We start from the raw sequence: 14049 nt of genomic DNA, 5'->3' as shown, positions 1-14049 counted from the left end.
CGTCGCACGGCCGGGATCCGTCGCACGGCCGGGATCCGTCGCACGGCCGGGATCCGTCGCACGGCTGGGATCCGTCGCGCGGGCGAGATCGGGAGCTTCCGGAATTGTCACGCTGTCATTGCACGCTGCCGACCCCGGGGGCTGGCAAGCGGTTGCCATTTGTTGCGGTTGCGAGGTGGCCGATCGGCCACGCTCAGCTAAATCGGTTGATGATGCCGGGCCGGAACGTGCACTCTGCGGCACTATGTCCTCCGACGTGGTCGCCCTGTTCGATCGTCTCGCGAGCTCGTACGACTCGGTGCTGCCGTTCTTCGCCTCGTTCGGCCGGCTGACGGCCGACCGTCTCCCGGCGCCGGCCCCGGGAGATCGCCTGCTCGACGTCGGTGCCGGTCGCGGCGCCGTCGCGTTCGCCGCCCGGTCGCGGGGTTACACGGTCACGGCCACCGACGCCGCGCCGGCCATGGTCGCGCTGCTCCGGCCCGAGCTGGACGCCCATGTGATGTACGCGGCGTCGCTGGACTTTCCCGACGGCACTTTCGACGTGGTCACCGCCGGTCTGGTTGTGCACCTTCTGGACGATCCGGCCGCGATGGTCAGCGAGGTGCGGCGGGTTCTCAAGCCCGGTGGCCTGTTCGCGTTCACCGTACCCGGGCGGGTGCCCGAGGGTTTCGAGTTCGCCGACGGCGCCAACGAACTGTTCGCGGCGTTCTCGGTGCATCTTCCGCCCGGCGGCGGCATGGGCGCGCCGTTCGACGAGCTCGAGGCCCTGGCCGGCTTCACCGACGTGACCGAGACCGACCTGCGGGTCGAGCTGCCGGTCGGCGACGCCGGAACCCTGTGGGAGTGGTTCCAGACGCACGGCTCCCGCAAGTTCTTCGACGACCTTCCGCCCGTACGCCGCGACGAGTTCCGCCGGCGCCTCCTCGACGACCTGAACCGCCGCGACCGCATCGTCCTGCGTCGTTACGCGTGGCTCTACACGGGTCGATCAAGCCCATTGACAAACGTTATGCCAACCGGAGTTGATCGCAACTAAAGCGGCCGGTGGCCCAGTTCCTCGAGTTCGAACTCGTCACCGCGGACCCCGGTCAGGAACGCTGCCCACTCTGACCGGGTGAACGCCAGCACCGGGCCGAACGGGTCTTTCGAATCGCGGACCCCGATGAACCCGTCAACCAGGGCCACCTCGACGCAGTTCGTCTCGGAACTGCTGATGGACTTGCGCCACCGGGCCGAACGGAAATCGGGCCGATGCATGACTCTCCACCTCCATGGATCAGTTCGGGTTCACCCCAAGCCCATCGTATGGAGTAAACGGAGTAGCGCTATGTCCAGCGACTGTCCGGAAGCCGACTGTCAATTAATCGCAGTCAATCACTTGTATTTCCCAGCAAAGTGCGCGCGGCGGCCCGCCGGAGCTTGCCCGAGGGCGTCTTGGGCAGCGAACCGGGCGGCAGCACGACCACCCGCGCCGGGCGGGCGTCGATCTCGGCGACCACGCGGGCGGTGACCTCACGGGCGATCTGCTGGGCGGCGCCCTCGTCGCCGGCCTGGCGTGACTCGGCCAGCACCGCGAACGACTCGCGGGTCACGCCCTCCCCGGCGAGCAGACGGACGGCGGCGACATTTCCCTCCCGTACGCCGGGAACCGCCCCGGCCGCCCGCTCGATGTCGGTCGGATAGATGTTGCGGCCGCCCATGATGATCACGTCTTTGCGCCGCCCGCACACCACGATCTGACCGTCGGCCAGGTACCCCTCGTCACCGATGTCGAGCCAGCCCTCGTCGTCGAGCGCCGATTCGTATCCGCCGGGCGTGATGTAGCCGTCGGTCACGGACTCACCCCGCAGCTGGATCCGGCCGACCTGGCGCTCGCTCAGAACCTTGCCCTCGTCGTCGACGACCCGCACCTCGACGCTCGGGTAGGGCCGCCCCAGCATCGGGATCTCGCGCCGGCCCGGTTTGGCGACGCGGTCGCGTTCGAGGGCCACCGGGTCGACCGCGTCGAGCGTCATCGGCTCGTTCACCTCGGACAGCGAGATCGCGAGGGTGCTCTCGGCGGCGCCGTAACAGCAGTTCACCGCGCCCGCGTCGAAGCCGAAGGGCACCGCGGCAGCGATGAAGGCACGCATGGTGGCCGGGTCGATCGGCTCGGCCCCGTTGCACGCGACACGCAACGTGGACAGGTCGAGGGTGCCCGGTTCGACCCGGGCCAGCTGGCGGGCCAGCACCGCCCACGCGAAGTTGGGCGCGGTCGTGATCGTGCCGCCGTACCGGCTGATCAGCTCGGCCCACAGCAGCGGACGGCCCAGGAAGTCGGCCGGCGTGACGCTGACCAGCTCGAGGCCGCTGAGCATGGGCAGCGCGAGGCAACCGATCATGCCCATGTCGTGGAACATCGGCAGCCACGAGACCATGACGCCGTCCTCGCCGCAGCTCAGATGCCGGCTGGAGTCGGTCAGGTTCGCATAGAGGTTGCCGTGCGTGATGCGGACGGCCTTGGGTTCGGCCGTCGAGCCGCTGGTGAGCTGCAGCAATGCCGGGCTGTCCTCGCCGGTGACGACCGGCACCGCGATCCCGCCGCCGGTTTGCGCGGTCGCCAGATCAGAGGGGCCGACATTCCTGATCCCGTACGCATCGAGGATCGGAGCCATCTGTTCGAAGGGCGCGCCGACCACGACCAGCTGCGCGTCGATCATGCGCAGGACCCGCAAGGTGTCGTCACGCCAGACGTTGAGATCGGTGCGTGGGGTGGGCTGGTGCAGCATCGTCATGCTGCCGCCGGCCAGCCAGATGCCCTGCGCCACGGGTGCGATCTCGGCCGGCTGGCCCGCCAGCACCGCGACCGCCTGCCCGGGCCGCAGCCCCGCCGCGATCAGCCCACCCGCGATGCGCCGGGCGTGCTGGTGCACCTCGGACCACGTCTGCCGGCTGGCCTCGCCGGGTTCCCCGGTGACCATGCCGGTGCGCGCCCGGCCGGCGTTCGCGATCACACCTTCGACGAAGCGACTCACGCGGCCTCCCACGCTGGACGGACCCGATCCGCCCTCACGCTACGCGGCCAGTCCCATGATCGTGTCTTGGCGCGGGGCGGTGGTCTGTGCCGCCAGCAATAAAACCAACCGGATGGTTGACTCGGGCTCGCGATTCGCCCTACGGTCTTTCCAACCAGCTAGTTGGTTTTATTGCGGCCGGCTGACGGCGATCACCACGAACACACGTTGAGGAAGACAGAGCGATGAAACTGACCGATTACCGCACGCTTGGGCGCACTGGACTTCGCGTCAGCCCGCTCGCCCTGGGGACCATGACGTTCGGGGATTCCTCGTGGGGCGCGGACGACGAGACCTCGACCGCGATCCTCGAGCGCTACCTCGAAGCGGGCGGGAACTTCGTCGACACCGCCAACGCCTACATGGGCGGGCGCTCCGAGGAGGTGCTGGGGGCGTACCTCGGCAAGAACCGCCACATGCGCGACCGGTTGGTCGTCGCCAGCAAGGTCGCGCTCAGCATGGACCCGACGGACCCGAACAACGGCGGCACGGGGCGCAAGGCCGTGCGGCGGCACATCGAGGACTCGCTGCGGCGTCTGGGCACCGACTATCTCGACCTCTACTGGCAGCACAACTGGGATCGGCACACGCCGCTCGAAGAGACCATGTCCACGCTTGACGATCTGGTGCGCGAGGGAAAGGTCCGCTACGTCGGGCTGTCCGACACGCCGGCCTGGGCAGTGGCGCGCATGGCCACCCTGGCCGAGTGGCGGGGCTGGACCACCGTCGCCGCCATTCAGGTCGAATACAACCTGCTGGAACGTACGTCGGAAGGGGAGCTCTTCGGCGTTGCGCCGGAACTCGGCCTTGGCGTCATGCCGTGGAGTCCGCTGGCCAACGGCGTGCTCACCGGCAAGTACACCCGCGACGACTCGAACCCGGACGGCGCCGGGCGGAGCATGTTCGTCGGCCGGCACCTGAACGAACGCACGTACTCGCTCATCGACGCGTTGCGCGAAATCGCCACAACGCGCAACACGACGGTCGCCGCGGTCGCGCTGGCCTGGGTCCGGCAGCAGCCCCTGGTCACCTCGACGGTGATCGGTGCGCGCACAATCGCTCAACTGGACGCCAACCTCGCATCCCTGGACGTCGAACTGAGCGAGGATGAGCGAAACGACCTGAGCGCGCGCACCACGCCCGACCTCAACTTCCCGGCCGGCTTTCTGCGGGCGTTCGGCGTTCCCGCCCAGCAGGGCACCACATCGATCAACGGAATCACCGCCGCTGCCCGGTAAGGCGTTTTGAGGAGAGCAGGAGGAGAGTGGTGTGGCGCTGTGAGGTGGTTCGGCGAACGCGGCGCCGCCCAGGACCGCGGCCCGGTGAAGCGGCACGCCACCAAGCCGCCCGATAGCATGCGTCGATGGATCGCACCGCGCTGGTCACCGGCGCCACCTCCGGCATCGGCCTGGCCACGGCCGCCGCGCTTGTGGCCAAGGGCTACCGGGTCCTGGGCACGAGCCGCCACCCGGAGAAGGTCGAGCAGCCCGTGGCGGGCGTCGAATATCTGCCGCTCGACCTCACCGATCCGGCGTCGATCGAGGCGCTGGCCGGGCCCCTGAAGACGGTCGACATCCTCGTCAACAACGCCGGCGAGAGCCAGTCAGGGCCGTTCGAGGAGTTGCCGGGTGAGGCGCTGAGCCGCCTTTTCCAGGTCAACGTCCTCGGTCCCGTACGGGCGGCGCAGTTGGCTCTTCCGGGGATGCGCGAGCGTGGCTACGGGCGGGTGGTGATGGTCGGCTCGATGCTCGCGTCGTTCCCGCTGTCCTACCGTTCGTCCTACGTCGCCACCAAGGCGGCCATCAAGGGGTTCGCCAACGGGGCGCGACACGAGTTTTCCCCGTACGGCGTCTGGCTGACCACTGTGGAACCGGGCGCGATCGCCACCGGCATCAGCCAGCGCCGCACCAGCTACATCGAGCCGGGATCGCCGCACCGCGCGGAGTACGAGCGCATGCTGGCCGCCCTCAACCGCAACGAGGCGGCCGGCGTCTCGGCCGAACGGGTCGCCGCCACCATCGTCACCGCGATCGAGGCCAAGCGGCCCCGCCAGCGCTACGCCGTGGGCAGCAACGCCGCCGTGGTCTTCCCGCTGCGGCGCCTGGCGCCCACGGCCCTGGTCGAGAAGCTCACCCACCGCCGCCACGACTTGTCCCGCTGACGATCGACGGCTGGTCGTCGGTGAATCCGGGGGTGGGCACGGGTTTGCCGAAGTAGTAGCCCTGGCCGTACTGATAGCCGAGACTTCGCAGGTAGGCCGCCTGCTCCGCGGTCTCCACGCCCTCGGCCACCGCGCGCAGGCCCAGGCCGTTGCTCACGTGGATGAGCGCGTCGACGATCACCGCCCGGCCGGGGGACTCGCTGATCTCGTCGACGAACGACTTGTCGACCTTCAGGACGTCGACCGGCACCGTGCGCAGCAGGCCCAGCGACGAGTGGCCGGTGCCGAAGTCGTCCAGGGCGATCAGCACCCCGGCCTCGTGCAGGGCCTCGACCGCCTCGATGGCCACGCCGCCGCCGAAGATGGCCGTCTCGGTGACCTCGACCAGCAGTGAGCGCGGTTCCAGGCCGTTCTCGGCCAGGATGCCGGTCACCACCGGGGCGAAGCCGGGTTCGCTGAGCTGGCGGGCCGACACGTTCACGCTGATGTAGCCGGGCGCGGCCGGGCCCAGGTCGCGCCGCCAGGCGGCCAGCTGGTGGCAGGCCGTGCGCATGACCCATTCGCCCAGCTCGACGATGAGGCCGTTGTCCTCGGCGACCGGGATGAACGCGACCGGGCTGACAAAACCACGGACCGGGTGGTTCCAGCGGACCAGGGCTTCGAAGGCCACCGTACGGGTGTCGCTCAGCCGGACGATGGGCTGGTAGACCACGTGGAAGTCGCCGTCCTCCAGGCTGTGCCGCAGGTCGGCCCCGAGCCGCTCGGCCGCCTCGGCCTGCTCGTCCAGTCCGGCGCTGTAGACGACCACGTGCCCGCCCGCCGCCTTGGCCGCGTACCGGGCGGTGTCGGCGCGCCGGACGAGCTCGGCCGCCGGCACGCCGGTGCCCGAGGAGACGCCGACCCGGGCGCTCAGCAGCAGTTCGTGCTCGCCCGCGTGCACCGGCCGGCGCACCAGGTCGGCCAGCCGGGCCGCGACCGCGTCGGCCTCGCCCGGGCGGGTGTCGCGCACCAGCACGGCGAACTCGTCGGCGCCCATCCGCGCCACCAGGTCGCCGTCGCGGACGGCGTCGCGCAGCAGCCCGGCCACCGCCACCAGGGCCTGGTCGCCGGTGGCGCGACCGAGCCGGTCGTTGATGTGCTTGAAGCCGGCCAGGTCGAGCATCATCACCTGGCCCGGCTCGACCGCCACGGCCGCGGTGGCCCGGCGCTCGAACTCGCGCCGGTTGGGCAGGCCGGTCAGGTCGTCGTGGGTGGCCTGGTCGCGCAGCTGGCGGGCCTGCTTGTCGACCCGGCCGATGTAACCGGACAGGCGGGTCGCGACCAGCACGAACAGGGCCATCGAGCCGACGGCGACGGCGAACCAGCTGCTCTGCACCTCGCCGCGCTCGCCCTGCACGATCAGCAGCGCCGGCACGAGCAGCATCGACCCGGTCAGCACGACCAGGCGGCTGCGGCCCAGGCGGTCACCCTCGGCGGCGACGGTCGTGACCGGGGAGGGGTGGGCGGCCGCGGCGGCCCAGAGCGCGTAAGCGAGCAGGTAACCGGAGTAGAGGAACGGCATGAGCTGCGCCGGCACCCCGGGCACGAGCGTCCAGACGACGTTCAGGGCAAGGGTGATGCCACTGCCGGCGGTCAGCATCCACAGGCTCGCCGTGCGGTGCCCGTGCCGCAGCAGGATGGGCACGATGACCGCGCACAGCAGCACGCCGACGGTCGGGGAGCCGGCCGTGGCGAGCCGGGCCGGCAGCGGAGTGGCCTCGTCGGAGAGGATCGGTTCGATCACCAGCGCCCAGTAGACGATGCCCACGGCGACGGCGATGATCGCGGAGTCGACGAGCGTGCCCGACCAGAGGGAGCCACGCTCGCGGGTGAGGCGGAACAGGGCGACGGCCATGACCGGCACGGCCGCGAGATAGCAGTAGTCGGACAGTGCCGGATACGCCGTGGCGCCGCTCATGCTCTGCCGGGCATAGGCGACGTCGCCCACGATCCAGACAATCAGCCCGGCGGCGAACAGGTACCACGCCGCCGCCGTACGGCTGCGCCGGGCGAAGACCACGATGGTGGCGGCCGACCCGGTCGAGATCAGGCCGGACAGCACCACCGGCGCCCAGCCGAAGGGCAGCAGGGGATAGGCGACCGTCGCCACGACCCCGCACGCGAGCCACACGGCCCACCACCGGGCGGGCAGCACATTCGGCACAGCAACACATTCGGCCGTCGGCCCGAAAAACTGAGTGACGCCGGGCCTCAGCGCAGGGCGTCGAGCATGCGGACGACCTCGGCCTCGTCGGTCGTCTCGCGGCCGCCGTCGGCCGTGCCCAGCGATGCCCCGCCGGTCTCGGGCAGCGTGCGCTTGGCCGAGGCGTGCACGGCCGGCACCCCGGTCCGCACGATCGCGCCCACGACCTCGGGCCGCACCCCGCCGCCGGCCATGATCTCGATGCGGCCGGCGGCCTCGGTGACCAGCCGCGACAGCGCGGGCAGGGCGTCGGCCACCCGGTCGGCCCCGGCCGAGGTCAGGATGCGGCGCACGCCGAGCTTGACCAGGTCGTCGATGGCCTCGGCGGGGTCGGGCAGGGTGTCGAACGCGCGGTGGAAGGTGACGTCGGCGCCCGTCTCGACGATCCGGCTCACCAGGTCGGCGTCGACCCTTCCCTCCCGTACGGCCCCGATCACCACCCCGGACGCACCGGCGGCCACCGCATGACGTACGTCGGACAGGGTCGTCGCCACCTCGTCGGGGGAGTAGTCGAAGCCGCCCGGCCGCGGCCGCACCAGAACGTGCACCGGCGGGATGCCCGGGGTCGCCACGGCCGCCTCGATGAACCCGATCGACGGCGTGACCCCGCCCAGCGGCAGCGCCGAGCACAGCTCGATGCGATCGACCCCGGGACGCGCGGCCACGGCCAGGCCGTGAGCGTCCTGAACAGCCAACTCGAAGGCAACCATCAGGGCGCGGTCTCCAGTTGTTCTCAGGGGCGGGCACGAACGGCGATCATTATCTCAGACCGCCCTGTTCCTGGCGGACCGCCTTCGCCAGCAGTTCGTCGGTGGCCTCCCACAGGCGCCGCTCGCGGTCGCGGTCGACGGCCTCGGGCTTGACCTGGGACAGCCGGTCGCGCACGACGAAGGCGCCGTCGCGCAGCTGGGACCACTTGGCGTCCAGGGCCATCGACGCCAGTTGAGGTCCCGAGCTCTTCGGGGTGGCGACGCCGGGGATGCGGGCCAGGGCCCGGGCGACGCGCTGGGCCGCCTCGGGGGCGTCGCGGCCGAGCGAGGTGCCGGGCATCCAGCCGGGCTCGAAGACCGAGACGTTGATGCCGTCGCCGACCTGGCGCTGCAGTTCGTGGGCGTAGTAGAGGATCGCCAGCTTCGCGTTGGAGTAGGCGACGCCCGAGGCGGTCATGCCGGGGCTGGTGTCGCCGGTGGCCGGGCGGGCGATGTCGAGCGGGTCGGACCACTCGGCCGCGGGCACGCCGAGCATCCGGCGCCAGATGTTGGCGTGGTAGGTGTTCGAGCCGAGCAGCACGATGCGCGCGGGCCGCGCGAACACGTCGCGCAGGTCGGCGATGAGCTGGGCGTGCGCGAGGTAGTTGACCGCGAACGTCAGCTCGTACCCGTCGGCCGAGGCGTTGCGGGTGTCGCTGTTCATCGCACCCGCGTTGGCGACCAGGGCGTGCAACGGGCGGACGGCGCCGGACCCGAGCAGATTCCGTACGGTCGTGGCCGCGGCCCGCACGTCGGCCAGCCGGGACAGGTCGGCGCCGATCTCGTGGACCGTCGCGCCCAGCCGGCGGGCCTCCTCCGCGATGTCGGTCAGCGCCGGCCCGGGACGGCCCACGAGCAGCAGGTCGGGGCGGGTGGCCTTCGGGCGGCCCGCCATGGCGAGAGTGGTGGCGCGGCCCAGGCCGCGGGTCGGGCCGGTGATCAGCACGGTTGTCATGTCCTCAGCCTGAGCCGGTCGCCGGCGCTCAGGCAGGCGTTCGGTTTTCGTAGGACTGCCAGGGCCAGGACAACCGCCGGGCCGGGCGCGCAGACTCGGAGGCATGGAGTCGTGGGAGTTCGGCCGGATGCTGCGCCGCTGGCGTGACCGCGTGACACCCGAGGCGGTCGGGGTGCCGGTGGGCCGTCGCCGCCGGGCCAGCGGGCTGCGGCGCGAGGAACTGGCCGGGCTGGCCGGCATCTCGGCCGACTATCTGACCCGCCTCGAGCAGGGCCGCGCGACCGCGCCCTCGGCCCAGGTGGTGGAGGCCCTGGCCCGGGCCCTGCGGCTGTCCGATCCCGAGCGTGACCTGGCCTACCAGCTGGCCGGGCACGCCGCGCCCGGCCTCGACGTGGTGTCGTCGCGGGTCACGCCGAGCGTGCAGCGGCTGCTCGACCGGCTCGCGCACACCCCGGTCGTGGTCTACGACGCCACGTGGACGCTGGTGCTGGCCAACGCGCCGTACGACGCCCTGATGGGTGACACGACGACGTGGAGCGGCCTGGAACGCAACGCGATCTGGCGCAACCTGCTGGCCCCCAACCCGCGGGTCGTGCACACGCCCGAGGAGCAGGCCGAACACGTGCAGCGGCTGATCGCCGACCTGCGCCTGACCGCGTCGCGCTACCCGGCCGACCGGGCGCTGCGCCGGCTCGTCGGCGATCTGGCCGCCGCCAGCCCCCGCTTCGCCGAGCTGTGGGACTCCGACGTCCCGCCCCCGTCCCCCGACACGTCCAAGCGCAAGGTGATCGACCACCCGGCCACCGGTCGCCTCACGCTCGACTGCGACACCCTGGTCGTCGCCCTGGACGACCTGCGCATCACCGTCTACACGGCCGAGCCGGGCACCGAGGACGCCGACCGGCTCGCGCTGGCCGTCGTCCTCGGAACCCAGGCGCTCACCGCGGGTTGAGTTGCCACCGACTGCCATCTGTGGTGCGGTCGAGCGATGTGGGAACCGGTGGTTGACGTCAACCTGCTCGTGCGCCGGTCGGCCGACGAGGCGTACGAGGCCTTCGCCGACCCGTCCCGGATCAGCCGGTTCTGGCTGGCCAGTTCGTCCGGCCGGCTGGAGACCGGCGCGAAGGTCCACTGGATCTTCAAGATCGCCGGCGCCGAGACCGGCGTCGAGGTGGTCGCGGCCGAACCGGGCAAGCAGCTCGACCTGCGCTGGGACGGCGGCCAGCCGGTGACGCTGACCTTTGAGGCGCGCGGTGAGCACTGCCTCGTCGGCGTGCGGGTGACCGACTTCGGCGACGACGAGCCGGCTGCGGTCGCCGTCGAGACCATGTCGGGCTTCACGCTCGTGCTCGCCTCGCTCAAGGAGTATCTGGAGCACGGCATCGAGGGCGACCTGATGTACGACAAGTTCCCCGACGCCGAATACTCCGACCGCTGACGTCTATTCGTTGCGGGCCACCTCCGGGCCGGTGATCTGGCGCAGCAGGGGCAACGTCAGGCTGATGACGCCCAGCGACGCGGCCAGGCCGGCCAGCACGGTCGCGTAGAAGGCGAAACCGGGCGGCTGCAGAGACATGTCCATCTGGGCCCGCAGGAACAGATGGGCGGCCAGCAGGCCCGCGCCCAGCGCCACGGCCGAGGCGGCCAGCAACGGCGTCACGCTTTCGAGGGCGACCACCCGGCGCAGCGTGGCCAGGGGGACGCCGGCCAGGCGCAGCATGCTGAACGGGCGCCGGCGTTCGCTCAGGCCGCCCGCGATGCTCACGGCCAGGCTGCACCCGGCGATGGCCAGGCTGGCCAGCACCACCACCTCGGCCAGGCGTTTCCAGCCGTTGAACACCTTGGCGTCCTCGGCCCGGCCCTCGACCTCGGTGTAGGGCGGGATGAAAGCGGGTTGGGACTTCTCCAGCGTCGTCCTCGCGCGGGCCACGGAGGCGGGAGTGCCGTCGGTGAGCGTGATGATGGACTGCGCGCGCAGGTCGGAGAGCTCGGCCGCGGTGATGTCGGCCGTCGTCCACGTGCCGGTCCAGCCGGCCGGGCCGCGCACGTCGTGCCACGTCCACGCCACGTCGGCGCCCGGCGCGCACCGGCTGTCGGTGGGCAGGCGTGCGATGTCGGCGCACGCGGCGAGCGTGGTCGGCCAGCCCCACTCACCGATCGGCACCTCGGGCGCCTTCAAGGAGCCGGGCGGTATGCGGGTCACCACGATGTCCCGTACGCCGGAAGTGGTCTTCAGATCGGCCGGAACCGGGTCGCCGGCGGGGGCGTGCTCGTCGTCGCGGAAGAACGTGATGAGCATCGAGCGGTCGGCCTCGGTGGCGTCCGGGCTGCGGTCGGCCGAGATGCTGCCCATGATGCCGACCGCGACCGTCGTCACGAACAGCGCGATCACCAGCCCGCTCACCGAACGGAAGCCGGCCCGCGGGTTCGCGGCGAGGCGGCGGGCCGCGATCAGCGACGCCGTCCCGCCCGCGCGGCCCGCGACCAGGCGGGCACCGGCCATGGTGAGCCACGGCCCGGCCACGAGCAGTCCGATCATCGTGACGAAGATGCCCGTGAGGTAGGCGGCGACCTGCTGGTTGGTGGTGTCGGGGCGCCGGCCGATGAAGTACGCGAGCTCGGCCAGCCCGAGAACCAGCGGGACGACGCGCCAGGCCCGGGGCGGGCGCGGCCGGACCCGGCGGGTGACACCGAGCGGCGAGATCCGCACCCGCCGCAGGGTCACCAGCGCGGCCACGACAGCCAGGGCGGGGACGCCGAGGGCGACGGTGAGCACGACCGGGACGGTCAGCGCCAGGTCGCCCGGGAACATGGGCGCGCCTGTCAGCGGGATCGTCGCCACGGCGTCGCGGGCCGCGAGGAAGACCAGGAAGCCGCCCAGGGTGCCCGCGACGGCCGACACCGTGGCCTCGACCGCGGCCACCAGCGCGACCTGGCGGGGTGTGCCGCCGACCAGGCGCATCGCGGCGAACCGCTGCTCGCGGCGGGTGGCCGACAAGCGGGTGGTGGTGGCGATGAGGATGAACAGCGGGAAGATGAGCGCGGCGGCCACCACCGACAGGATCAGCTTGACCCCGTTCGGGTCGACACCGCGGAAGCAGCTGCCGGAACAGGACGACTGGTTCCCGGTCGCCAGGGCGCCGACCCGGGCCACGCCGGTCCGCCGGGAGAGCTCGGCCGGGGAATAGCCGGCGACCGCGATCAGGGAGTCGGGCGCGGGCAGGGCCTCCGGGCCGAGCAGACCGGCGAGCCGGCCCGGGAAACGGTCGCCCAGTTCGTCAGCAGGGGTGGTCCGCAGCTTCTCGGCCAGCGCGGGGGAGGCGAAATATTCGCCGGCGGCGGGCAACCGGTCGAGGCCCGGCGGGATCGGCGACTGCGGGCCGGAGGCGGCGAGGTCGACCCGTCCCAGCACCTCACCCTGCACGATGTCGGTGCGCAGCTGCCACCACAGGGGATCGGGCCCGTCGGCGGCGTTCGCGGCGGTGGCCGAGTTCATCCAGCCGTAGCGGTCGGCCTGGGCGGTCACGCCGCCGAGACCGGTCAGCGCGGCCAGCAGCATGCCCACGCCGAGCGCCATGGCGACCGAGATGACGACGAGCCGTACGGCCGCCTCCCGGCCCCCGGCCAGGGTGAGGCGCAGCCCGAAGCGGATCATCCGACGGCCTCGGCGGTGAGGGCGAGCACCTTTCCGTCGCGCACGATGACTTCCCGGTCCGCGTACGCCGCGACGCGCGGTTCATGCGTGACGAGCACGACCGTGGTGCCCTCGTCGCGGGCCGAGCCCACCATCAGGTCCATCACCTGTTCGCCGGTGAGCGAGTCGAGCGCGCCGGTCGGCTCGTCGGCGAACAGCACCCGCGGCCGGGCGACCAGGCCCCGCGCGAGCGCGACCCGCTGGGCCTGGCCGCCGGACAGCTCGCCCGACGTGCGGGCGCCCAGCCCGTCGAGACCGAGCCGCCCCAGCCAGGCGCGGGCCTCGGTGAGGGCCTTCGACCGGCGTACGCCCGCCAGCAGCAGGGGAAGCGCGACGTTTTCCTCGGCGCTCAGCTCGGGCACGAGCTGTCCGAACTGGAACACGAAGCCGAACCGGTCGCGGCGCAGGCTGCTGCGCTCGGTCTCGCTCATGGTGTCGACCCGCCGCCCGTCGAAGTGGATCTCGCCCTGGCCGGGCACGAGGATGCCGGCCAGGCAGTGCAGCAGGGTCGACTTGCCGGAGCCGCTGGGCCCCATCACGGCCAGGATCTCGCCCTCGCGCACGGTGATGTCGGCGCCGCGCAGGGCGGGGGTGGAGCCGAACGAGAGGTGCAGGTCATGGGCCTCGAGCAGTGTCATTGTGATCTGACCTCCTGGGCGAGCGCGTCGAGCCGGGCGGCGGTGAGGTCGATCCAGCGCAGGTCGGCCTCGATGTGGAACAGGGCGTGGTCGGCCAGCAGCGAGTCGACCAGGCTGCCGCTGCGCTTCACCGCGGTCAGTTCGCGCATGCGCTGCATGTGGGCCGCCCGCTGGGTGTCCAGATAGTGCTCGGCGGGCCGGTCGAGCAGCAGCGCCAGCGTCACCTTGGCGAAAAGCACCGTCTGCAGGTGGGGCTCGGGCGCGACCGGTTCGGTGAGCCAGGTGTCTACCTCGGTGGCGCCGCGGTCGGTGATGACGTAGCGCTTGCGGTCGGGGCCGGCACCCGCCTCGAGGTCGCTGATCACGACCTTGCCGTCGCGGGCGAGGCGGCTCAGCGTCGAATAGACCTGGCCGAACGACAGGGGCTTGTCGCGGCCGAAGAACGCGTCGTAGTCGCGCTTGAGGTCGTAGCCGTGGCGCGGCTCGCGTTCGAGGAGCCCGAGAAGGGTGAGCGGCACTGTCATGCCGCCCACTATACGCCGAGAGTATACGCTGAG

13 protein-coding genes are annotated in these 14049 nt (G+C 71.8%); 5 read left to right on the top strand and 8 right to left on the bottom strand.

The annotated features are described in order from the left end of the window. Positions 1–244: 244 nt before the first annotated feature. Positions 245–1036, top strand: coding sequence for a class I SAM-dependent methyltransferase (locus JIG36_RS01955; RefSeq protein WP_203374221.1), 792 nt, complete (start codon positions 245–247; stop codon positions 1034–1036). Here the strand turns inward: JIG36_RS01955 and JIG36_RS01950 are convergent. Beyond that, positions 1033–1257 carry a DUF397 domain-containing protein gene (locus JIG36_RS01950; RefSeq protein ID WP_203374220.1) on the bottom strand — a complete coding sequence of 75 codons (225 nt, stop codon included), beginning with the start codon at positions 1255–1257 and terminating at the stop codon, positions 1033–1035. The two genes, JIG36_RS01955 and JIG36_RS01950, sit on opposite strands and share 4 nt — an antisense overlap. Before the next feature lie 113 nt (positions 1258–1370). Then, the gene (locus JIG36_RS01945; protein WP_203374219.1) at positions 1371–3014 is read right to left on the bottom strand and encodes a fatty acyl-AMP ligase; all 1644 of its coding nucleotides are present in this window, start codon (positions 3012–3014) and stop codon (positions 1371–1373) included. Between the two features lie 224 nt (positions 3015–3238). Here JIG36_RS01945 and JIG36_RS01940 point away from each other — a divergent pair, with 224 nt between their 5' ends. Then, a complete protein-coding gene (locus tag JIG36_RS01940; RefSeq protein WP_236045484.1) occupies positions 3239–4291 on the top strand; it encodes an aldo/keto reductase in 1053 nt (350 codons plus the stop codon). A gap of 125 nt (positions 4292–4416) precedes the next feature. Further along, on the top strand, positions 4417–5214 hold the full coding sequence (locus JIG36_RS01935; protein WP_203374217.1) for an SDR family oxidoreductase: 798 nt from the start codon (positions 4417–4419) through the stop codon (positions 5212–5214). On the opposite strand, the gene JIG36_RS01930 is transcribed toward JIG36_RS01935, so the two are convergent. The 3 genes from JIG36_RS01930 to JIG36_RS01920 are packed head-to-tail and all read right to left on the bottom strand — an operon-like array spanning position 5183 to position 9160. Beyond that, positions 5183–7417 (bottom strand): putative bifunctional diguanylate cyclase/phosphodiesterase, encoded by a 2235-nt coding sequence (locus JIG36_RS01930; protein ID WP_307872525.1) that lies wholly within the window; start codon positions 7415–7417, stop codon positions 5183–5185. The two genes, JIG36_RS01935 and JIG36_RS01930, sit on opposite strands and share 32 nt — an antisense overlap. A 47-nt stretch (positions 7418–7464) precedes the next feature. After that, a complete protein-coding gene (locus JIG36_RS01925) occupies positions 7465–8166 on the bottom strand; it encodes a copper homeostasis protein CutC (protein WP_203374216.1) in 702 nt (233 codons plus the stop codon). 49 nt (positions 8167–8215) lie between these two features. Continuing rightward, positions 8216–9160 carry an SDR family NAD(P)-dependent oxidoreductase gene (locus tag JIG36_RS01920; protein WP_203374215.1) on the bottom strand — a complete coding sequence of 315 codons (945 nt, stop codon included), beginning with the start codon at positions 9158–9160 and terminating at the stop codon, positions 8216–8218. Positions 9161–9263: 103 nt separating this feature from the next. Here JIG36_RS01920 and JIG36_RS01915 point away from each other — a divergent pair, with 103 nt between their 5' ends. Together JIG36_RS01915 and JIG36_RS01910 are read left to right on the top strand one after the other, a co-directional pair. Next, positions 9264–10112: a helix-turn-helix transcriptional regulator gene (locus tag JIG36_RS01915; protein ID WP_203374214.1), complete on the top strand. Its 849-nt coding sequence runs from the start codon at positions 9264–9266 to the stop codon at positions 10110–10112. A 48-nt stretch (positions 10113–10160) separates the two neighbouring features. After that, the gene (locus tag JIG36_RS01910; protein WP_203374213.1) at positions 10161–10598 is read left to right on the top strand and encodes an SRPBCC domain-containing protein; all 438 of its coding nucleotides are present in this window, start codon (positions 10161–10163) and stop codon (positions 10596–10598) included. A 3-nt stretch (positions 10599–10601) separates the two neighbouring features. Here JIG36_RS01910 and JIG36_RS01905 read toward each other — a convergent pair whose 3' ends face one another. Genes JIG36_RS01905 through JIG36_RS01895 form a run of 3 tightly spaced genes read right to left on the bottom strand, consistent with a single transcriptional unit; the run spans position 10602 to position 14016 of the window. After that, positions 10602–12815 (bottom strand): FtsX-like permease family protein, encoded by a 2214-nt coding sequence (locus tag JIG36_RS01905; RefSeq protein WP_203374212.1) that lies wholly within the window; start codon positions 12813–12815, stop codon positions 10602–10604. Beyond that, positions 12812–13492, bottom strand: a complete 681-nt coding sequence (locus tag JIG36_RS01900) for an ABC transporter ATP-binding protein (protein WP_203374211.1) — start codon at positions 13490–13492, stop codon at positions 12812–12814. Before JIG36_RS01900 ends, JIG36_RS01905 begins: the two co-directional genes overlap by 4 nt. After that, positions 13489–14016, bottom strand: coding sequence for a PadR family transcriptional regulator (locus JIG36_RS01895; RefSeq protein WP_203374210.1), 528 nt, complete (start codon positions 14014–14016; stop codon positions 13489–13491). The genes JIG36_RS01900 and JIG36_RS01895 overlap by 4 nt, the downstream gene beginning before the upstream one ends. Between the last annotated feature and the right edge of the window lie 33 nt (positions 14017–14049).

It is taken from the genome of Paractinoplanes ovalisporus (assembly GCF_016834655.1).
In the GTDB taxonomy this organism is placed as follows: Bacteria; Actinomycetota; Actinomycetes; order Mycobacteriales; family Micromonosporaceae; genus Actinoplanes; species Actinoplanes ovalisporus.
The sequence above is the reverse complement of the archived record's forward strand: the minus strand, read 5'-3'. Positions and strand labels throughout refer to the sequence as shown.